This window comes from Streptomyces sp. NPDC049627 (assembly GCF_044465645.1).
Classification (GTDB): domain Bacteria; phylum Actinomycetota; class Actinomycetes; order Streptomycetales; family Streptomycetaceae; genus Streptomyces.
In genome coordinates, this window is record NZ_JBITLW010000001.1 from 492315 (window position 1) to 512027 (window position 19713).

Below are 19713 nucleotides of genomic sequence, written 5' to 3' on the forward strand. Positions count from 1 at the left end.
ACCAAGGGTGCCCGCCCAGAACCAGCCCGCCCCCGCCACCAACCCGGTGCTCCCCGGCTTCCACCCCGACCCCAGCGTCTGCCGGGTCGGCGACGACTACTACCTCGCCTGCTCCAGCTTCGAGTACTTCCCCGGCGTACCCCTCTTCCACAGCCGCGACCTCGTGCACTGGCGACAGATCGGCAACGCCCTCGACCGGCCGGAGCAACTGCGCCTGCCGGCGTCCATGCCGTCCTCGGGCGGCATCTACGCCCCCACCCTGCGCCACCACGACGGCCGCTTCTGGCTGATCGTCACCAACTGCAGCGAGGGCGGCGGCAACCTCATCGTCACCGCCACCGACCCCGCCGGACCGTGGTCGGACCCCATCTGGGCACCCGGCGTCCCCGGCATCGACCCCGACCTCGCCTGGGACGAGGACGGCACCTGCTGGTGCACCGTCGCCGGGGTCGCACAGGTCCGCCTCGACCCGTCCACCGGACAGACCTACGGCACACCGCACAAGCTCTGGTCCGGCGGTCCCGGCGCCAAGGCCCCGGAAGCACCCCACCTGTACCGCATCGGCGATTACTGGTACCTGCTCATCGCCGAGGGCGGCACCGAACGCGGCCACGGCGTGTCCATCGCCCGCGGCCGCACGCCGACCGGCCCCTTCGAGCCGTGCCCGGCCAACCCCGTCCTCACCCACCGCGGCACCGACCACCCCGTCCAGAACACCGGCCACGCCGACCTCGTCCAGGCTCCCGACGACTCCTGGTGGATGGTCTTCCTCGGCGTACGCCCGCGCGGCGGCACCCCCGGCTGGCACGTACTCGGCCGGGAGACCTTCCTGGCACCCGTGACCTGGGAGGACGGCTGGCCCGTCGTCGGCGAGGTCACCACGGAACTCTCCACGCTCCCGTGGCCGCTCTCCCCCGCCCCCGTCGAGGAAGGACGCGACGACTTCGAGCTCAGCGAACTCGGGGCGTCCTGGATCTCCGTGCGGGACCGCCCAGCCGAGCTCTGCACCACCAAGGAGCGCCCCGGATGGCTGACGCTCCACGCGCGGGGCGCCTCCCTGGACGAGCCCGACGTGGTGTTCACCGGCCGCCGCCAGCAACACCTCACCTGCCGGGCCCGCACCCTGGTCGACCCGGCAGCGGGTCGCGGCGGCCTCGCCGTCCGGCTCGACGAGCGGCACCACTACGCGATCGAGGCGTCCGGGACGGACGTACGGGTGATCGCGCGCGTCGGCTCCCTGCGCACGGTCGTGGCCGAACGCCCCGTACCCGCCGGGCCCCTGGTCCTCGCCCTCACCATCACGGACCCGCCGCCTCCGCACGGACCGTGCACCGGACCCGACATCGTCTCCCTCGGCATCGAACAACCCGACGGCACCTTCACCGAACTCGCCGCCCTTGACGGCCGCTACCTGTCCACCGAGGTCGCCGGCGGCTTCACCGGCCGCGTCATCGGCATGTACGCCGCCGAAGGCACCGTCCACTTCGACTGGTTCCAGTACGAACCCCTCGAAGGCTGAACCGGCCGAAGAAAGCGTTCGGATCGCCGGCCCCTGGACGTGACGTCGCTGTCCAGGGGCCGGGCCACCTGGTCACTGCGGTGCACTCGCTGTGACGGCGCAGGCGGTGCCGTTGAGGCTGTAGGCCGTCGGCGGGGCGGGATTGCCCGTGTGGGTTGCCTGGAAGCCGATGTCGACCGAAGTGCCCGGAGCAATGGTGGCGTTGTGGGAGACGTTCCTGGCCGTCACCCGGCCTGCGGCGGCCAAATAATCCGCGTTCCAGCCGGAGGTGATGGTCTGGCCGTCGGGCAGGGTGAAAGCAAGGGACCAGCCGTCGATCGCGGTGGTGCCGGTGTTGGCGATGGTGATGTTCGACGTCAGGCCGGTGTTCCACGCGTTGACGGTGCTGGTGACCCGGCAGGTCGCCGTGTCCGGCGGCGGGTCGGAGGTCTGGAACTGGGTGAAGAACTTCCACACCTCCTGAGGCACCCAGGTCCTGCCGCTGTCACCGGGGGCCCCGTCCTGCGGGGCGGCGATGTGCCCTTCGTCGAACGCCGCCCAGGCGACCGGATGCCCGGCCGAGCACCCCGCGTAGGTGGTGACCCGGTGCGTCAGGCTGCCCTGCGCCGGTTCCGGCGGGTTCTGAGGGGTGCAGCCGTTGTTCCTGACGAACCTGTCCCGCAGTGCCCGTCCGCCGGAGATGCCGAGGACGTTGTCCCTGAGGCCGTGCACGCCGAGGTAGGCGATCGGCTGGGTGCCGCCGCTGCATCCGCTGAGCTGCCCGCCGCTCTGCACCGCGACCGCGCGGAAGACCGTCGCGCGGGAACATGCGAGGGCGTACGACATGGCGGCGCCGTAGCTGAATCCCAGGGCGAAGCGCTGTGTCGTGTCGACGCACAGGTCGGACTCGATGCGCCTGAGCATGTCGTCGACGAAGGTGACGTCCTCCCCGCCGTTGTTGGCCCAGCCGTTGTTGAGGCCTTGGGGGGCGACGAAGATGGTGCTGTTGTTCGCCAGTCGCTGGAGCCCGTAGTAGGCCCAGGTGCCCGTTTCCACGGTGCGGCCGGTGGCGACGTCGGTGGAGGTGCCGCCCAGCCAGTGGAACCCGAAGACCAGCCGGTGGGCGCGGTTGCGGTCGTAGCCGTCCGGGATCCGCAGGATGAAGCTCCGGTTCTTGCCGCCGCTGGAGATCGTGTGCGTACCGCTCGTCAGGGTGGGGGCCTTGCCGCATCCGGGGCTCGCGGCGGCGGGGCCGACGGGTGCGGCGGCCGTGCCGGAGCCGGCGAGCCGGGTGTCCTCGCCCTGGCCGCGGCCCAGTGCCGTGCCGCCCATGCTCAGGACGAGCAGCACCGCGACCATGGCGGGCCATAAGAGGGATCTTGCCCTTGTCAGCATGCAACTGCCCTTCTGTGGTTACCGCGGTGCCGTCACGGTGGTGGCGGGGTTGAACTGCCACCAGTTGATGTTGAGCAGGTAGCCGCTGCCGCCGCTGAACCGCAGGTACAGGTCCTGGGTTCCGGTCCCGCCGGTGACCGGGCAGGTCACCGTCGTCCAGCTCTGCCAGCCCCCGGTGTTCGGCACACCGCACCGGCCGACGACCGTCCCGCTCGGCGAACCCAGGCGCAGTTCGACGGTGCCGCCCCCGCTGCCCGAGGCCACGCGCGCGGTGAAGGAGGACGCCCCCGACCCGAAGGCCACTCCCTTGACCTTGAGGTAGTCGCCGTTGTCGATCCAGCCGACGTTCCTTCCGCCTTCGCCGGCCGGTTCGGTCTCGATCCCGGACCCCCAGGCGATCGTCTCGGCCTCCTGGCGAACGTACGGGTTGAGTGTGCCGACCTGGGGTGCCCCGCCGCTCGACATGTTGATCACCGGGATGGTGCCGTCGGCGTTGTAGGAGAACCGCTCCACCGCGACCGAGCGGGTGAAGCCGCCGCCGCCCGGGAGGGCGCCGTTGTGGTAGAAGAAGTAGGAATTGCCCTTGAAGTCCACGATCCCGGGGTGGTTGGTGAAGCTGCTGCCCTGGGTGGGCATCACCGTCCCGCGGTAGGTCCAGGGCCCGGTCGGGCCGGGTGCGGTGGAGTACGCGATGAACTCCGAGCAGCACTTGGCCGCGAACACCATGTAGTACAGGCCGTTCCGCTTGTAGACCCAGGGACCCTCCTCGTACAGCGTGGGACGGTTGGGGTCACCGGTGCGGGTGCCGAACCCCGCGGTGGTGAGCGGGATTCTGTTGACGCCGCCCGAGTAGGAGGTCATGTCGGCGTTCAGCCTGACGTACGACAGATTCGGGTTGCCCCAGTACAGGTAGGCCTGGCCGTCGTCGTCGAGGAAGACGGTCGGGTCGATCTCGCCGTTCTCCACCAGCGGATGGCCGAGTGCGTCCCGGAACGGTCCGGTGGGGCTGTCCGACACCGCCACGCCGATGGCCATGCGGCCGGTCGCCCGGTTCTTCACGGGCACGTACCAGTAGAACCGGCCGCCTCGCTCCACGGCCTGTCCCGCCCAAGCGTCGGCGGACGCCCAGCTGAAGGTGACCAGGCTGAGCGGGGAGCCGTGGTCGGTCCAGTTGACCATGTCGGCGGAGGACCACACCCGCCAGTCCTTCATGGTGAAGTAGGTGGAGCCGTCCTCGTCGTGCCCGGTGTAGAGGTAGACCCGTCCGTTGTGGACCAGCGGGGCCGGGTCGGCGGTGTAGATGTGCTGGACGATGGGGTTGTCGGCCCTGGCCGGCGTGGGCTGCACCGCGGCGGGGACGACGGCGAAGGCCAGCAGGAGGCCCACGGTCCAGGCGACTGCCCGGGTGAGCCTGGTGCGGGTGGCGGGCAATGACGGAGCCGGGATCATCATGGCCTCCCCAGGACGTCGGCCGGCGGGTGAGCTGGTGACGGGGTGCGCGACGTCTCTCATGCGCGGGTCCACTTCTGGCCGGCCTGGCCGTTGCAGGTCCACAGGACCAGCGCGGTGCCGTTGGCGGTGCCGGCGCCGTTGACGTCGAGGCACAGTCCGGCGCGGACGTTGCGGATCGACCCGTCGGAGCCGACGGTCCACTTCTGGTTGTCCTGGCCGTTGCAGGGCCAGGTGATGACCCGGGTGCCGTTGGTGGTGCCCTGGTTGTAGGCGTCCAGGCACTTGTCTCCGAAGACGCGGATCTCGCCGCCCGCCCACGTGGTCCACAACTGGTTGGCGGCCGTGTGGCAGTCCCAGAGCAGAACCGTGACCCCGGCTGCGGTGGAAGCGTTGTCCACGTCCACGCAGCGGCCGGAGGCGCTGCCCCGCAACCGCGAGGTGGTGGAGGCCAGCGGGCTGCCGCCGGTCACCTTGAACACGGCGACACCGTGTGCGGGGACGCTGGCCGATATCTGGCCGGAGGTGCTCGATGTGCCGCCGGTCCACAGGTCGGTGAGGGTGAACGAGCCGCCGGACAGGCCGACTTGCGCGGCCGTGGTGGTGATGGTCGCGGTTCCGCTTCCGCGGTTGAACAGGCCGACGGCGACGGAGCCGTCGGACAGGGGTTTGGCGAACACCTCGGTGCTGCCGTCGTCGCGGACCCGGCGTCCGCCCGCGCCGAGGGTGTCCTGGTTGACCGCGAGGAGGCGTGGGTTGCGCAGGATGGCGCTCACGTCGGCGGACATGGTGCGGATGTCGTTGCCGGCCATGAGCGGGGCACTCATCAGCGACCACAGGGCGAAGTGGGAACGGGACTCGGTCAGGGACAGGCCGGGGCGGCCGACGACCAGCATGTCCGGGTCGTTCCAGTGGCCCGGACCCGACTGAGCGGCCAGGGGGGCGGTGACGTCGAGGACGTTGCCCACACCCATGGGGTAGCTGTTGGTGTTGTTGTTCTGCCAGATGTCGAGCAGGTCCTCGGTCGTGCGCCACAGGTCGGCGACCTCACCCCAGTTGTACGTGGCGCCCGTGATCGCGTGGAAGCTGTTCGGGTTGATGCTGTAGACGATCGGCCGCCCGGTGGCGCGCAGGGCATCACGCATGATGGTGAACTGTGCGATCTGCTCGTCCCGGGTGCCGCTGGAGGAACACCAGTCGTACTTGAGGTAGTCCACACCCCACGAGGCGAACGTCTTGGCGTCCTGCACCTCGTGCCCTCGGCTGCCCGTGGACCCCGGGTAGGCGCCCGTTGTCTGCGCGCAGGTGCGGTCGCCCGGCACTTGGTAGATGCCGAACTTCAGGCCCTTGCTGTGGATGTAGTCCCCGAGCGCCTTCATCCCGCTCGGGAACTTGGTCGGGTTGGCCCGCAGGTTGCCCGCGCTGTCACGCTGCGGGTCGAACCAGCAGTCGTCGACGACGACGTACCGGTAGCCGGCATCGCGCATACCCGAGTTCACCATCGCGTCGGCGGCCTGACGGACCTGCGCCTCGGTGATCCCGCACCCGAAACTGTTCCAGCTGTTCCAGCCCAGCGGCGGCGTCAACGCCGGGCTGCCCGGTGCGGCCTCGGCGGTCGTGCCGGCGGAGGCCGTCACGGAGGCGGTGACCGTCAGCGCGGCGGCCGCGAGGAGGTGGAGCAGTCGTCTGCCTGATCGTCTGAGCACTGAGGGCCCCTGTAGGTCAGGTCCATGACATGGACGCGGGAGGCTTCTAACCGTTGCGAAATTTCGAACGCCATTCGGAAAATTGTGGCCTCAGGGATACTAGAGAGACGCCCGGACATGTCAACACCATCCGGCCATCGAACTCCGCCACCTACTCGCAATGGCGAGAACCGTTCCCGATCTGGGACATTCGGTCAGTCGGCCCACGACAACCCGATAGGGAAGCCTTCGAATCTTTCGATGTCACTCGCGAATCATGCGAAAGGTATTGACGCGTTCAACCGGCCTCCTATCATCCAGAATGCTCGACAAACCGATCTGCGTTCGACATCGCGAACATCATCGGAGAGCGCCACCTATGAATCTGTCATGTTCTGATCAATACTGGCCTCGTCGCCGCGCGCTGGCGGCCGCCACCGGCCTCGCCGCCGGTTCCTTGCTCCCTCTGACCGGAACCTCCCGCGCCGCCGACTCCGCTCCCTCCCAGGGATCGGCCCGCGCGACCGCCACGTCGTACGCGAACCCGGTGATTTGGCAGGACTTCGCGGACATCGACGTCATCCGCGTCGGCGACACCTTCTATGCCTCGGCCTCGACCATGCACTACTCGCCGGGCGCACCCGTCCTGCGTTCGTACGACCTGGTGCACTGGGAGATCGCCGGTCACTCCGTGCCGGTCCTCGACTTCGGCGCCAAGTACGACCTGAACGGCGCCCGTGGCTACGTCAGAGGGATCTGGGCGTCGTCGCTGGCCTACCGTCCGAGCAACAGGACGTTCTACTGGCTGGGCCAGATCGACTTCGCCCGGACGTACGTCTACACCGCGACCGCCGTCGAGGGACCGTGGAGCAGGCTGACGACGATCAGCACCCCGTACTACGACGCGGGGCTGCTCGTCGACACCGACGACACCCTGTACGTGGCCTACGGGAACACCACCATCAGCGTGGCCCAGCTCTCGCCCGACGGCCGCACCCAGGTGCGCACTCAGCAGGTGTTCACCACTCCGTCCAGTGTCGGCACCCTCGAGGGATCCCGCTTCTACAAGATCAACGGGCAGTACTACATCTTCCTGACCCGCCCCGCGAACGGCCAGTACATCCTGAAGTCGTCGAGCGGCCCCTTCGGTCCGTACACGATGCGGCAGGTCCTCCTCGACCTGCGCGGGCCGATCCCCGGCGGTGGCGTCCCGCACCAGGGCGGGCTGGTGCAGACGCAGAGCGGTGCCTGGTACTACATGGCCTTCGTCGACGCATACCCCGGCGGCCGGATGCCCGCCCTGGCGCCCGTCACCTGGACCTCGGACGGCTGGCCCGTCGTGCAACTCGTAAACGGCGCATGGGGCACCTCGTATCCCAGCCCGGTCGTGCCCACGCCGCCCCGCGAGGTCACCCCCATGACCGGGGTGGACACCTTCGACGGCACGACCCTCAAACCGAGATGGGAGTGGAACCACAACCCGGACAACACCAAGTGGTCGGTCGGCAACGGCCTGACCCTGCGGACCGCGACCGTCACCAACGACCTCTACTGGGCCCGCAACACCCTCACGCATCGCATCCAGGGCCCCACCTCCACCGCCACGGTTCAGCTCGACCACTCCGCGATGCGGGACGGCGACCGGGCCGGACTCGCGCTGCTGCGTGACTCCTCCGCCTGGATCGGCCTCAAGCGCGACGGCGGCAGGACGCGAGTGGTGATGGTCAACGGGCTGACCATGGACGGCAACTGGAACACCACCGGCACGGGCACCGAGGTGGCGAGCGCGCCCGCTTCGGGCGGCCGCATCTGGCTGCGCGCCACCGCGGACATCCGCCCCGGCACGGCACGCCCCGGCACCTTCTCCTACAGCACCGACGGCACCACCTTCACCCGCCTCGGACCCGCCTTCTCCATGGGCAACGACTGGCGGTTCTTCATGGGCTACCGGTTCGCCCTCTTCAACCACGCCACACAGGCGCTCGGCGGCGCGGTCCGCGTCACGCGGTTCGAGCTGTCCACGCCCTGAACGACACGCCCCGAACGATCGGAGGTTCGCCCACCCAACCCCCCACCCGACCGTACGAGGAGAACCATGAACCCGCTGAAACGACTCGGCCGTCGCCGGGCCACGGTGCTGTCCCTCCTGGCCGCGGCCACCCTGGTGACGCCCGGTACCGCGACCGGCGCACCGGACGCCGTCAAGGCCTCCACACTGGGCGCCCAAGCCGCCCAGTCCGGACGGTACTTCGGAACCGCAGTGGCCGCCGGCAGGCTCGGCGACGGCACGTACAGCACGATCCTGAACCGCGAGTTCAACTCGGTCACACCCGAGAACGAGATGAAGTGGGACACGACCGAGCCGTCCCGCGGCGCGTTCAACTTCGGCCCCGGCGACCAGATCGCGAACCGCGCGCAGGCCCGCGGTCAGCGGCTGCGCGGCCACACCCTGGTCTGGCACTCCCAACTGCCCGGCTGGGTCAACTCCATCAGGGACGCGAACACCCTGCGCGGCGTGATGAACAACCACATCACCACCGTGATGAACCACTACAAGGGCAAGGTCTTCGCCTGGGACGTGGTCAACGAGGCCTTCGCGGACGGCGGCAGCGGCCAGCACCGCCCCTCGGTGTTCCAGAACCTGCTGGGCGACGGCTTCATCGAGCAGGCCTTCCGCACCGCGCGGTCGGCCGACCCGGCGGCCAAGCTCTGCTACAACGACTACAACATCGAGAACTGGAGCGACGCCAAGACACAGGGCGTCTACCGCATGGTGCGCGACTTCAAGGCGCGCGGCGTGCCCATCGACTGCGTCGGCTTCCAGGCCCACTTCGGCACCGGCGGCCCGCCCGCCAGTTTCCAGAGCACGCTGTCGAACTTCGCCGCCCTCGGCGTGGACGTCCAGATCACCGAACTGGACATCGCACAGGCGTCGCCGACCGCGTACGCGAACACCGTCAGGGCCTGCATGAACGTCGCGCGCTGCAACGGCATCACGGTCTGGGGCATCCGCGACAGCGACTCCTGGCGGGCTTCGGAGAACCCGCTGCTGTTCGACCGGGGCGGCAACAAGAAGCCCGCGTACAACGCGGTGCTGACGACGCTGGGCGGCACACCCGCCGCCACCCGCAGCACGCCCACCGCCACCCGCGGCATGCCCGCTGCCACTGGCGGCACGCCCGCCGCTGCGCGCAGCGCCACCAACGCCGCCGCTCTGCCCGGCCGTTACTCGTGGAGCTCCAGCGGCCCGCTGATCTCGCCGAAGCCGGACTCGACCCACAACATCGCCGGGATCAAGGACCCGACGGTCGTCCAGTACAACGGCAAGTACCACGTGTTCGCGAGCGTCGCCAGTTCCTCCGGCTACAACCTGGTCTACCTGAACTTCAGTGACTGGTCCCAGGCCGGCTCGGCCACGCACCACTACCTCGACCGGACCGCCATCGGCTCCGGCTACCGGGCCGCACCGCAGGTCTTCTACTACGCGCCGCAACGCCTGTGGTACCTCGTGTACCAGACCGGCAACGCCTCGTACTCCACCAACCCCGACATCAGCAACCCGAACGGGTGGAGCGCGCCGCGCAACTTCTACGCGTCGATGCCCGACATCATCCGGCAGAACATCGGCAACGGCTACTGGGTCGACATGTGGGTGATCTGCGACAGCGCCAACTGCTACCTGTTCTCCTCCGACGACAACGGCCACCTGTACCGGTCCCGGACGACCGTCGGCCAGTTCCCGAACGGCTTCACCGACACCGTCATCGCGGCCCAGGACTCCAACAAGTACGCCCTGTTCGAAGCGAGCAACGTGTACAAGGTGCAGGGCAGTAACCAGTATCTGCTGCTCGTCGAGGCCATCGGATCGGACGGCCGACGCTACTTCCGCTCCTGGACCTCGGGCAGCCTCGCCGGTTCCTGGACACCGCTGGCCGCGTCCGAGAGCAACCCGTTCGCACGGGCCGGCAACGTCGCCTTCCCCTCGGGCGCCTGGACCCGGGACATCAGTCACGGCGAGATGATCCGAGCCGGGTACGACCAGACCCTCACCATCCCGGCCTGCCGGCTCCAGTACCTCTACCAGGGCATGAACCCCAACGCGGGCGGCGACTACAACAGCCTGCCGTGGCGGCTCGGCCTGCTCACCCAGACCAACTCGACCTGCTGACCGACCGTGCCGCGGGGAGCGCTTCCGGTGGGAGCGCTCCCCCAACCCGCCCCCGACCTTCGGACGCACCCCCTGTCAGAAAGCCGAGGTACCCGTCATGCGCCGCAGACTCCTCGCCCTGGTGGCAGCGCTCTCCTCACTTCCGCTGGCGCTAGCCGCCGCCCCCTCCGCCCACGCGGCCGACCCGACGACCATGACCAACGGGTTCTACGCGGACCCCGACTCCAGCGCGAAGCGGTGGGTCGCCGCCAACCCCGGTGACGGCCGGACACCCGCGATCAACGCCTCCATCGCCAACACACCGACGGCCCGCTGGTTCGGCTCCTGGAGCGGCACCATCGGCACCGCCACCGGCGCGTACGCCGGCGCCGCGGACGCCCGCGACAAGCTGCCCGTCCTCGTCGCCTACAACATCTACAACCGGGACTACTGCGGCGGGCACTCCGCGGGCGGAGCCTCCTCGCCGTCCGCCTACGCGAACTGGATCGCCCAGTTCGCGGGCGGGATCGCGGGCCGCCCGGCCGTCGTCGTCCTCGAACCGGACTCCCTCGGTGACTACGGCTGCATGACCCAGGCCCAGATCGACGAGCGCGAGAACATGCTGACCGGAGCACTCGCCGAGTTCAACCGTCAGGCCCCCAACACCTGGGTCTACCTCGACGCCGGCAACCCGGCCTGGGCGAGCGCGGCGACCATGGCCCGGCGCCTCCACGAAGCGGGCCTGCGGCAGGCCCACGGTTTCTCGCTCAACGTCTCCAACTACCTGACCACGTCCGAGAACACCGCGTACGGCGCCGCCATCAACAGGGAACTGGGCGCCCGGTACGGCTACACCAAGCCGTTCGTCGTGGACACCAGCCGCAACGGCAACGGCTCCAACGGCCAGTGGTGCAACCCCTCGGGCCGCCGTATCGGCACCCCCACCCAGCTGGGCGGAGGCGCCGAGATGCTCTTGTGGATCAAGGTCCCGGGAGAGTCCGACGGCAACTGCGGGGTGGGAACCGGCACTTCGGCCGGACAGTTCCTCCCGGAGGTCGCCTACAAGATGATCTACGGCTACTGAGGCGGGGCCGCGCGGGCGCGGTTCGGGCACGACGCGGCCCGGCGATGCCGCTGCGCACGCGCGCTGGCGGCACCGCCGGGCCCGGTGTCCGGTGTGGCTCTACTCGGTGACCTTCAGCAGCTTGTTGGGCGTTCCGCTGCTCGGGTTCGTGATCTTGTCAGCGGTTGCCGCGCCAGTGAGGGCGGTGGCGACCTGAGCGGGGGTGGCGTCCGGGTGACCGGCCAGGTAGACGGCGGCGGCTCCCGTGACGTGGGGGGTGGCCATGGAGGTGCCGGAGATCGTCTTGGTGCCCTGGTCGCTGTCGTTCCAGTCGGAGGTGATGTCCGAGCCCGGCGCGTACAGGTCCACGATCGAGCCGAAGTTGGAGAAGTCCGACTGGGCGTCGTCCTTGGTGCTGGACGCGACCGTGATGGCCTCGGGGACGCGGGCCGGTGAACCCTGCCCCGCGTCCGCCGACTCGTTGCCGGCGGCGACCGCGAAGGTGACGCCCGAGGAGATGGCCTTCTTGACCGCCTCGTCGAGCGCGGGGTCCGCGCCGCCGCCGAGGCTCATGTTGGCCACCGAGGGGCCCTGGTGGTTCTGGGTCACCCAGTCGATGCCGGCGACGACCTGCTCGGTGGTGCCCGAGCCGTTGTTGTCGAGCACGCGAACCGCGACGATCTTGGCCTTCTTGGCCACACCATGGGCGGCACCGGCGATGGTTCCCGCCACATGGGTGCCGTGGCCGTTGCCGTCGTCGGCATTGTCGTCGTTGTCGACGGCGTCGAACCCGGAGGCGGCACGGCCCTCGAAGTCCTTGTGGCTGATGCGTACGCCGGTGTCGATGACGTACGCGGTCACGCCTTCCCCGGCCTTGTCCGGGTAGGTGTACTTGCCGTCGCCGGCCGTGTCCTTCTGGTCTATCCGGTCCAGGCCCCAGGACGGCGGGTTGTCCTGGGTGGCATTGATGTGGAACTTCTTGTTCTGGACCACCTTGGCCACCGCGGGGTCGGCCGCGAGACGCTTGGCCTCCGTCTCGGTCAGGCTGCCGGCGGAGAAGCCGTTGACCGCCGAGCCGTAGGTCCGGCTGATCTTGCCACCGTACTCGGCGGCCAGATCCCGCTTCTCGGCAGTGGACGCCTTCTCGTCCAGGAGGACGATGTAGCTGCCGCCCACGGCTCCTTCGGCGTTCAGCCCGTAGACCTTGCCCTCCGCGGGCTGTCCCGCCTGGGCGAGGGGGGACAGGTAAAGGCCGGTGCCGACGACGGTTGCGACGGCCGCGATCGCGGTGACGATCTTGGCCTTGCCTGAGCGTTTGTGATGCGCCGTCAAGAGGGGTCTCCTCGTGAAGTGGGGGGATTTGCGTTCGAACGGCAGCGCTGCGCGTGCTCAGGAGAGTGCCGACTTGTCGCGAGCAGATCAATCTCCTGGCGCGACCCCAACGTCCGACGGATGGTCGATCTCCACAGGGTTCACGCACATCCGAAGCAACCCGAACGCAAACGTGCAGCGCTCAGCGCTGGTTGAATGGCATAGGAACAGTCCAGGATTATCTGTGCCGATTTCTTCACCGGCTGCTCACGAGGCACTGTGCTCCCCGGTGATCTTCTTCGCGGTCCTGCAGGAGGTGGCCGGGCGGGCCGGCCCTCGTCACCCCGAACGCACCAGCCGGAGCGCCGTGCAGCGGGGAGCGATCTAGGCTGGAAACAGCCGCTGGAAACGAGCCCTGACGGGTACGGCTGTCCGGACGGAGGCGTGGTGCGTGGAGATGGCCGGCAAGCAGGACGCGCCCACCGCCGTTGTGGTCGTGGACCCGGACGGCAGGGTGAGTGCCTGGAGCGAGGGGGGCCGACTGCTGCTGGGCTGGACGGCGGAGGACACCGTCGGCCGTGCCGTGACCGAGCTGCTGGTCGATCCCCCGCCCCCCGGCTTCCCCGAGGGCTACGGCGCAGGCCCCGATCCCACGGGCTTCATCCTCCTGCGCCACCGGGACGGTTCCACGGTGGACGCCGTGGTGACGGCTCACCCGCTGTCCGGACCCGACGGGCGGGCGCTGGGTCATGTGGTGACCGTCCAGCGCTGGGGACGCCGCCCGGTGATCGCCGACCGGGCCTTCGAGCAGAGCCCCTTCGCTCTGGGTGTCTACGACCCTGAGCTGCGGTTCCTGTGGATCAACGCCTCCTCGGCCCGGGTGATCGCGCACTCCGAGGAGCAAGTGCTCGGCAAGAAGTACCGCGAGGTGCTTCCCGAGTTCGACCGCACGCTGTTTCCGGAAAGGGACGACAAGCCCTACACCGACGCGCTAGCCCAAGTGGCGAGGACGGGCGAGCCCACGCGCCTCATCACCGTCTTCCAACCGCGCGGCAGCGACTACGCCAACGCCTGGGCCACCAGCATCTGGCCCGTCCGGGATGCCGAGGGCAGGGTCCGCGCGATCGCCAACTGGGGATTCGACATGAGCGCCGAGTACTGGGCTCGGCAACGCCTGCTCATCCTCAACAAGGCCAGCGGCGGCATCGGCCGCACCCTCGACGTGATCGGCACCGCCCATGAACTGGCCGGCACTCCGGTGCCGGGATTCACCGACCTGGTCACCGTGGATCTCTTCGACGAGGTACTGCGCGGAGAGGAGCCGCCCTCCGTGTCCGCGCTCGCCCGCGGCGAGACCATCGAGCTCAGCCGCGCCGCCCGGCACAGCGCGAAAGAGGGGGCCGACCCGGCTCCCGGCCCCACGACACCGGTCAGTCACGCTCCCGGTTCCGTCGCCGCCCGCTGCATGATCACCGGCAGGTCCACGGTCGAGCTCGCCGCCGAGCCCGGCCAGGGCGGCGAGTGGGCCTTCGGGCCCGGGCTCGCCGCCGACCCGGCCCACTGGCCGCCGGGCAACCCGGTGATCGACGAGTCCCTCGCCGCGGACGGGCTGACCGGCCGGATCACCGTGCCGCTCCGGGCGCGCGGCGCGCTGCTCGGGGTCGTCACCTTCTCCCGCCTCGACCGGCCCGAGGCCTTCACCGCCGACGACCTGATCCTGGCCGAAGAGCTCACCGCCAAGGCAGCCGTCGCCATCGACAACGCCCGTCGGTACTCGCGCGAACGGTCCACCGCGCTGACCCTGCAACGCAGCCTGCTGCCGCAGGGGCTGCCGAACCAGGACGCGGTCGAGGTGGCATCCCGCTACCTGCCCGGCGGGACGGGCGCCGAAGTGGGCGGTGACTGGTTCGATGTCATTCCGCTGTCCGGCGCCCGGGTCGCCCTGGTCGTCGGCGATGTCGTCGGCCACGGCCTGCACGCCTCGGCCAGCATGGGCCGGCTGCGTACAGCGGTCCGCACCCTCGCCGACGTGGACCTTCCGCCGGACGAGCTGCTGACCCACCTGGACGACCTGGTCCTCCACCTCGCCAGCGACCTCCAGCCCGCCGGCCACTTCCAGCAGACCGGCGAGTCCGGTGCCACCTGCCTGTACACCGTCTACGACCCTGTCTCCCGCCGCTTCACGCTGGCGAGTGCGGGCCATCCCCTGCCGCTGATCATCTCCCCCGACGGCACCACGACCCCGGTACCCGCCCACCCGGGACCGCCGCTCGGCATCGGCGGGCTGCCGTTCGAGGCCACCGAGCTCGAACTGCCCGAGGGCAGCCTGCTCGCCCTCTACACCGACGGACTGCTGGAAAGCCGCGAGCGCGACGTCGATGAAGGGATCGCGGCACTGCAGCGGGTCCTGAACCACACAGCCCCCTCGCTGGAGGCCCTGTGCGACACGGTGATCGATGCCATGCTCCCCGATCGCCGTACCGACGACGCCGCCCTGCTGCTCGCCCGCACGCACGCGCTGGATCCCCACCACGTCGCGGACTGGGACGTCGAGCCCGACCACGCGCAGGTGCCGCGCGCCAGGAAGTTCGCCGTCGACCAGGTGGACGCCTGGGGCCTGGAGGAGGCGTCGTTCGTCACCGAGCTGGTCGTCAGCGAGCTGGTCACCAACGCCATCCGATACGGCGAGCCGCCGATCAAGCTGCGGCTGATCCGCGACACCTCCCTGATCTGCGAGGTCTCCGACGCCAGCAACACCGCCCCGCACCTGCGCCGGGCCCGCGCCTTCGACGAGGGCGGCCGGGGCCTGCTGCTCGTCGCCCAGCTCACCCAGGGGTGGGGCACCCGGCACACCACCAACGGCAAGACCATCTGGTGCGCGCAGACACTCCCCGAGACCGGGCCGCACTGAGATCCGCGTCGGATGCTCCTGGTGGGCTGCTCGTGGCCGGTCGGTGCAGTCACCAACCTGTCGGCAGACCGGCGAGGAACGAGGTCAGCCGGTCGGCGATGAGTCGGTCGTCGTGGGCCGAGTAGTGCCAGTCGCAGCCGAGGAAGTCCAGGCCCGAGTCGTCGAGGAACCAGTAGCGGACCCGGCTGTCGCCTGCGTCGTTGCGCGCCTTCACGACCTGCTGGACATGTCCGGCGTACTGGCCGGCGCCCACCGCCACGATGGTCGTGTCGGCCCCGTAGCGCGTCCGCAGCTTCTGGATGAAGTCGCCGTAGGCGCTGCGGTAGCCGGCCGCGAGACTGTCGGGCGTCCACGGCTCACCGGGGTTGATGGCGGTCGAGAAGTCGTTGGTGCCGAGGTTGACCACGACGACCTGGGGGCGCCAGGTGCCCGGGTTCTGCCAGACGTCGCCGGACACGTTCAGCAGGGCACGGTCGTAGAAGGTCCGGTACGTGACGTCCGGCGAGCCTCCGTTGTAGTTGCGCACCATGCCGAGGCCCGAGTAGCCGTTGATCTGGTAGTCGGCGTTCAGTTTCCGGGCGGTGAGGGCGCCGTAGCTCACGTCGGTGTTGGTGGTCCGCCTGACCTGGTCCCCGGGGCAGGTGCGGGAGGTCGAGAGGTTGCCGTAGCCCACCGTGAGGGAGTCGCCGATGAACTCGATCTGACGGCTGCGGGCGGCCGGTTTGCTCAGTACGGCACCACCGGGCGCGGCGACGAAGCCTCCGAACGTGCTGGTGTCCCACGGGGTGTCGTTGCGCTTGACGAGCCGGACGGTGTGCGTGCTGTTGGACAGGCCGTTGATCCAGTGCGTGGTGTTGCCGGGCGTGACCAGCGTGGCAACGGTGGATCCGTCGATCTGGACGTCGTAGTCGGCAGCCGAGTCGCCCAGCACGATGCCCACGCCGGTGCCGCTGACGCGGCCCTCGAAGTAGACGCCGGGCCAGCTGTACTGCACCGTGTTCCCGGCGTCCTTGACCCGACCCGCGGTGTGCACCTGCGCCGGCACTCCCGTCGGGCCGACGCGGACCAGTTGCCACTGCTGGTCGGCCCCGCCCCCGTCGGTGTACTGCACGACCTTGGCGCCGTCCGCGGTCGAGGCGTTCTGCACCTCCACCGCCTTGCCGCTGTTGCGGTTGATCAGACGGACGTAACCGTCCGACGAATCGGCCGGCCGGAACTGCTGGTTGACGCTGTTGGCGTCGCTCCACTGCACGATGTCCGCGAGGTCGGCGGTGGAATAGCCAGAGACGTCCAGCACCTTGCCGGAGTGCTGCGCCTTCAGCCGGTAGTAGCCGCCGCCCGAGTCCACGAACTGGAACCGCTGGTTGGCCCCGTCATGGCGGGTCCACTGCTGGACGGCCGCCCCGTCGGCGGTGCTCGCGCCGGACACATCCAGCGCCTTGCCGCTGCCACGATTGACCAGCACATACGACGCACTCGTATCCACGGTGGCCGCCTGCGCCGTACCCGCGGCGCCCAACCCGGTCAGAAGCGCCACCAGCAGGGCGGTCACCGCGGTGAGCACAGCCGTACTGCTCCCGTATCTCTGCCACGAAACCCTGGATGTCATATACATGCCCTCCGTTCGCGGCACCACCATATTGTCGAAGCGCTTCGAACGTAACCGTGCGGTCGCAAACTCCCTCTCGCAGAGAGTTCTGTCGAAGCGCTTGACCGGCGTCAAGAGCGAGGGCTGTCCTCCACCTTCTCGAAGAAGAACTCGTGCTTCAGGAAGGAGACGTCGTACTCGTGACCGGGCTGCGGGGGCAGCAGTTGGGAGGCCTGGAACAGGCGCCACCCGTCGTGCAGTGCGGCAAGCCCTGTGGGATAGGGCGGCTCGTCGCTGTCACCGGTCGTCGGTCGGGTCCGGCCGGTCCCGTCGTAGCGGGACCAGCCCACGACGTCGGAGTCCAGCGCCGACGTGGCGAGATAGAGCACCAGAACCTGCTGCCTCATGCGTGACTCCTCAGGGTCGGCCGGTTGCTGACGCGCGTGACCCAGTAGTCGACGTCGAACGAGTCGTCACCGGTCAGGGCCCGCCACAGCAGGACCCGGTTGTAGATCTCCAGCCGGCCCGTGGCCCACTCGTACCAGGGGAAGTACGTGTTGAGTTCCGCGCTCACCGCAGGGTCGTGCAGGTCGGAGACGTCCCACAGACGCACCTGCGGCACGGTCGGGTTGAGGCGGATTTTGTACATGTAGCGACGGCGCGCGGTGTCGTTGCGGCGGCCGCTGTGCCAGATGCCGTGGTGCACGAGAACGACCGTGCCCGCCGGGCAGGTCAGACGGGTCTGTCCGCGGAGGTTCTGGACGCGGCCGACGTCCGTCTCGTTGATCCTGCGCAGATGGCTGCCCGGCACACTGAGAGTGCCGCCCATCTCCGCGGTCACCTCGTGCGGGTAGTACATGAGCTGGATGTCGAACGCGTCCGGCCGTACGTCGATGATCGCGTCCCCGTGGAGCGGCTGCGCCTGTCCCTCGTGGGGCTCGCGCACATGAACCGCATGGTGGTCGACGGTCGGCTCGGGGCCGACCAGGCTCTCGACAGCGCCCGCGACGACCGGCAGGGCGAGCAGCTCGTGGACGAAGGTGTCCGGCGTGAACGCCCGGCCCAGCGGAGTGCCGTAGGCCACCTCGGGCAGGCCCTCCGTCAAGGCCGCGATGGCCCGTTCATTGATCTCCTGCGGCACCGCCCCGTCCAGGCGCAGGAATCCCTGCGCGACGAAGCGCGCCACCTGAACCGATGTCAGGAGTTGCTTGCTGGTTGACATGCGACGAACGTACGGGCCCTGTCCGGCTCGGTGGTGGGCTGAAATCGTCCAGTGCTGGTAATTTTCCGTCCTCGTGAAACACGTGACGCTGCGGCTCGACGAGCCGCCCACGGTGGTCGATGCCGGCATCGGGGTGCACGGCGTCTCCACCGCGCACGACGTCTTCCGGCTGCCCGATCTGTGGCAGCTGCACCTCTACCACTACGAGGGCGCTCTGTCCCTCGGGCAGTCGGTCCACCCCATACGTCCCGGCCACGTCAGCCTGGTGCCGCCGAACACGGAGGTGCACTTCCACTACCGGGGCAGGTCGGAGCACTACTACGTCCACCTGCGGCTGCACGACGGCGGAACCGCGCGGGAGGTGCCGGTGATGCAGGACGCCGCAGCCGACAGCGCACGCCTGGCCGACCTGCTCCGGCACGCCGTGGCGGCCATGCCGACCGCTCCCCCACGAGCCACGGCCGAGGTCTGGACCGCTCTGTGGCGCATCGCCGAGCTGCCGAGGGGCGAGGGACGCCGCCATCCCTTCGTGGCAGCCGCCCAGGCCTACGTCGAGGAACATCTGGCAGGCCCGCTGTCCGTACCGGACGTCGCGCGCGCCGTCGGAATCTCCCACACACACCTGACACGCGTGTTCCGTGCGGAAACCGGCCTCACGGTCGTGTCGTACATCCGGCACCGACGCCTTCAGCGCGCCCGTCACCTCCTGTTGTCCTCCACCCTGTCCATCACCGCCGTCGCCGCGGCGGTGGGCATCGCCGACCTGCAGGCCTTCAACAAGGCCTGCCGCCGTGAACTCGGCGCGAGCCCGCGTGACGTACGTGCGGCTGGCCCTGCGGGGCTGGAGTGAAGTGCGCCTAGGGAAAGGGTGAGTACGCGTATGGGACCTATGAGGCCGCGTCGACGCAGGTGGCTGGTGTGGCTCCTCGCCTTGTGTGTGGTGTGGACGCTCGGCGCGATCGCTTGGGCGGCCGTCGCGCTGCTCACGCCGGCCGGTGACGGTCCGCAGGAGGCAGTGGAGCGCAAGGCGGGGATGCACCACGATCAGCACCAAGCCGCGGGGCGCTACTACATACCCACGTACGCCAAGGTGGAGGACGGCACCGCGGTGCTCCGGTACGAGGTGGGCAACAGCCAGGACTCCAGCGTCGAGGACTTCCTGCGCACGTACGACATCACCGTCGAGCCGCAGCGCACCAGCCGGTCCGAGGTGACGTACTCCGACCGCTTCGGCGACGTACGGCGGACCTTCACCGTCACCTACAACCCGTCGCCTGAGCCTGGTGGGTACGACTACGCGCGGATCACCGTCAGAGCCAGGGACGCCGACGCAGGTTGAAGCTCCGGGTCGCTCGCCGCAGGAAAAGCGCATGCTCGGCGTGCGGCGCTGTTGCTACCATCGGCGCCATGATCACGCCTTCGCCTCAGCACCGCATGATGCCCC

The 19713-nt window shown here is 69.4% G+C and carries 14 protein-coding genes; 7 read left to right on the forward strand and 7 right to left on the reverse strand.

Translation table 11 applies throughout. The annotated features are described in order from the left end of the window. Window positions 1–7 precede the first annotated feature (7 nt). Complete coding sequence (locus ACIBU0_RS02225) at window positions 8–1519, forward strand: glycoside hydrolase family 43 protein (RefSeq protein WP_398810322.1); 1512 nt, start codon at window positions 8–10, stop codon at window positions 1517–1519. 72 nt (window positions 1520–1591) lie between these two features. On the opposite strand, the gene ACIBU0_RS02230 is transcribed toward ACIBU0_RS02225, so the two are convergent. The 3 genes from ACIBU0_RS02230 to ACIBU0_RS02240 are packed head-to-tail and all read right to left on the reverse strand — an operon-like array spanning window position 1592 to window position 6048. Then, window positions 1592–2857 carry a cellulose binding domain-containing protein gene (locus ACIBU0_RS02230; protein ID WP_398810325.1) on the reverse strand — a complete coding sequence of 422 codons (1266 nt, stop codon included), beginning with the start codon at window positions 2855–2857 and terminating at the stop codon, window positions 1592–1594. A 54-nt stretch (window positions 2858–2911) separates the two neighbouring features. Next, entirely contained in the window at window positions 2912–4405 is a 1494-nt protein-coding gene (locus tag ACIBU0_RS02235; RefSeq protein WP_398810327.1) for a glycoside hydrolase family 43 protein, read from the reverse strand. Beyond that, window positions 4402–6048, reverse strand: coding sequence for a glycoside hydrolase family 27 protein (locus tag ACIBU0_RS02240; protein ID WP_398810330.1), 1647 nt, complete (start codon window positions 6046–6048; stop codon window positions 4402–4404). The genes ACIBU0_RS02235 and ACIBU0_RS02240 overlap by 4 nt, the downstream gene beginning before the upstream one ends. 358 nt (window positions 6049–6406) lie before the next feature. Here ACIBU0_RS02240 and ACIBU0_RS02245 point away from each other — a divergent pair, with 358 nt between their 5' ends. The 3 genes from ACIBU0_RS02245 (at window position 6407) to ACIBU0_RS02255 (ending at window position 11258) form a co-directional block, all read left to right on the forward strand. Beyond that, entirely contained in the window at window positions 6407–8056 is a 1650-nt protein-coding gene (locus ACIBU0_RS02245; RefSeq protein ID WP_398810332.1) for a glycoside hydrolase 43 family protein, read from the forward strand. Window positions 8057–8122: 66 nt separating this feature from the next. Further along, on the forward strand, window positions 8123–10195 hold the full coding sequence (locus ACIBU0_RS02250; protein WP_398810334.1) for a non-reducing end alpha-L-arabinofuranosidase family hydrolase: 2073 nt from the start codon (window positions 8123–8125) through the stop codon (window positions 10193–10195). Between the two features lie 97 nt (window positions 10196–10292). After that, a complete protein-coding gene (locus ACIBU0_RS02255) occupies window positions 10293–11258 on the forward strand; it encodes a glycoside hydrolase family 6 protein (protein WP_398810336.1) in 966 nt (321 codons plus the stop codon). A gap of 99 nt (window positions 11259–11357) precedes the next feature. Here the strand turns inward: ACIBU0_RS02255 and ACIBU0_RS02260 are convergent, their stop codons facing one another. Continuing rightward, entirely contained in the window at window positions 11358–12569 is a 1212-nt protein-coding gene (locus ACIBU0_RS02260; protein WP_398810338.1) for a S8 family peptidase, read from the reverse strand. A 436-nt stretch (window positions 12570–13005) separates the two neighbouring features. Between ACIBU0_RS02260 and ACIBU0_RS02265 the strand changes: the two genes are divergently transcribed. Then, the gene (locus ACIBU0_RS02265) at window positions 13006–15459 is read left to right on the forward strand and encodes a SpoIIE family protein phosphatase (protein ID WP_398810341.1); all 2454 of its coding nucleotides are present in this window, start codon (window positions 13006–13008) and stop codon (window positions 15457–15459) included. Between the two features lie 49 nt (window positions 15460–15508). On the opposite strand, the gene ACIBU0_RS02270 is transcribed toward ACIBU0_RS02265, so the two are convergent. The 3 genes from ACIBU0_RS02270 to ACIBU0_RS02280 all read right to left on the reverse strand — a co-directional run bounded on the left by ACIBU0_RS02270 (window position 15509) and on the right by ACIBU0_RS02280 (window position 18269). After that, entirely contained in the window at window positions 15509–17023 is a 1515-nt protein-coding gene (locus ACIBU0_RS02270) for an RICIN domain-containing protein (RefSeq protein ID WP_398810343.1), read from the reverse strand. A gap of 155 nt (window positions 17024–17178) precedes the next feature. After that, entirely contained in the window at window positions 17179–17454 is a 276-nt protein-coding gene (locus tag ACIBU0_RS02275) for a hypothetical protein (RefSeq protein ID WP_398810346.1), read from the reverse strand. Next, entirely contained in the window at window positions 17451–18269 is an 819-nt protein-coding gene (locus tag ACIBU0_RS02280) for a phytanoyl-CoA dioxygenase family protein (protein WP_398810349.1), read from the reverse strand. Before ACIBU0_RS02280 ends, ACIBU0_RS02275 begins: the two co-directional genes overlap by 4 nt. Window positions 18270–18342: 73 nt before the next feature. Here ACIBU0_RS02280 and ACIBU0_RS02285 point away from each other — a divergent pair, with 73 nt between their 5' ends. Both ACIBU0_RS02285 and ACIBU0_RS02290 read left to right on the forward strand, forming a co-directional pair. Further along, window positions 18343–19119, forward strand: a complete 777-nt coding sequence (locus tag ACIBU0_RS02285) for a helix-turn-helix domain-containing protein (protein ID WP_398810352.1) — start codon at window positions 18343–18345, stop codon at window positions 19117–19119. 39 nt (window positions 19120–19158) lie between these two features. Next, window positions 19159–19608, forward strand: a complete 450-nt coding sequence (locus ACIBU0_RS02290) for a hypothetical protein (RefSeq protein ID WP_398810355.1) — start codon at window positions 19159–19161, stop codon at window positions 19606–19608. Window positions 19609–19713: the final 105 nt, after the last annotated feature.

Excerpts from the sequence above, each read along its gene's own strand:
- ACIBU0_RS02230 (WP_398810325.1), bottom strand. The coding sequence starts at position 2,857 with ATGGTCGCGGTGCTGCTCGTCCTGAGCATGGGCGGCACGGCACTGGGC.
- ACIBU0_RS02235 (WP_398810327.1), bottom strand. The coding sequence starts at position 4,405 with ATGAGAGACGTCGCGCACCCCGTCACCAGCTCACCCGCCGGCCGACGT.
- ACIBU0_RS02245 (WP_398810332.1), top strand. The coding sequence starts at position 6,407 with ATGAATCTGTCATGTTCTGATCAATACTGGCCTCGTCGCCGCGCGCTG.
- ACIBU0_RS02250 (WP_398810334.1), top strand. The coding sequence starts at position 8,123 with ATGAACCCGCTGAAACGACTCGGCCGTCGCCGGGCCACGGTGCTGTCC.
- ACIBU0_RS02255 (WP_398810336.1), top strand. The coding sequence starts at position 10,293 with ATGCGCCGCAGACTCCTCGCCCTGGTGGCAGCGCTCTCCTCACTTCCG.
- ACIBU0_RS02265 (WP_398810341.1), top strand. The coding sequence starts at position 13,006 with ATGGCCGGCAAGCAGGACGCGCCCACCGCCGTTGTGGTCGTGGACCCG.
- ACIBU0_RS02275 (WP_398810346.1), bottom strand. The coding sequence starts at position 17,454 with ATGAGGCAGCAGGTTCTGGTGCTCTATCTCGCCACGTCGGCGCTGGAC.
- ACIBU0_RS02280 (WP_398810349.1), bottom strand. The coding sequence starts at position 18,269 with ATGTCAACCAGCAAGCAACTCCTGACATCGGTTCAGGTGGCGCGCTTC.
- ACIBU0_RS02290 (WP_398810355.1), top strand. The coding sequence starts at position 19,159 with ATGAGGCCGCGTCGACGCAGGTGGCTGGTGTGGCTCCTCGCCTTGTGT.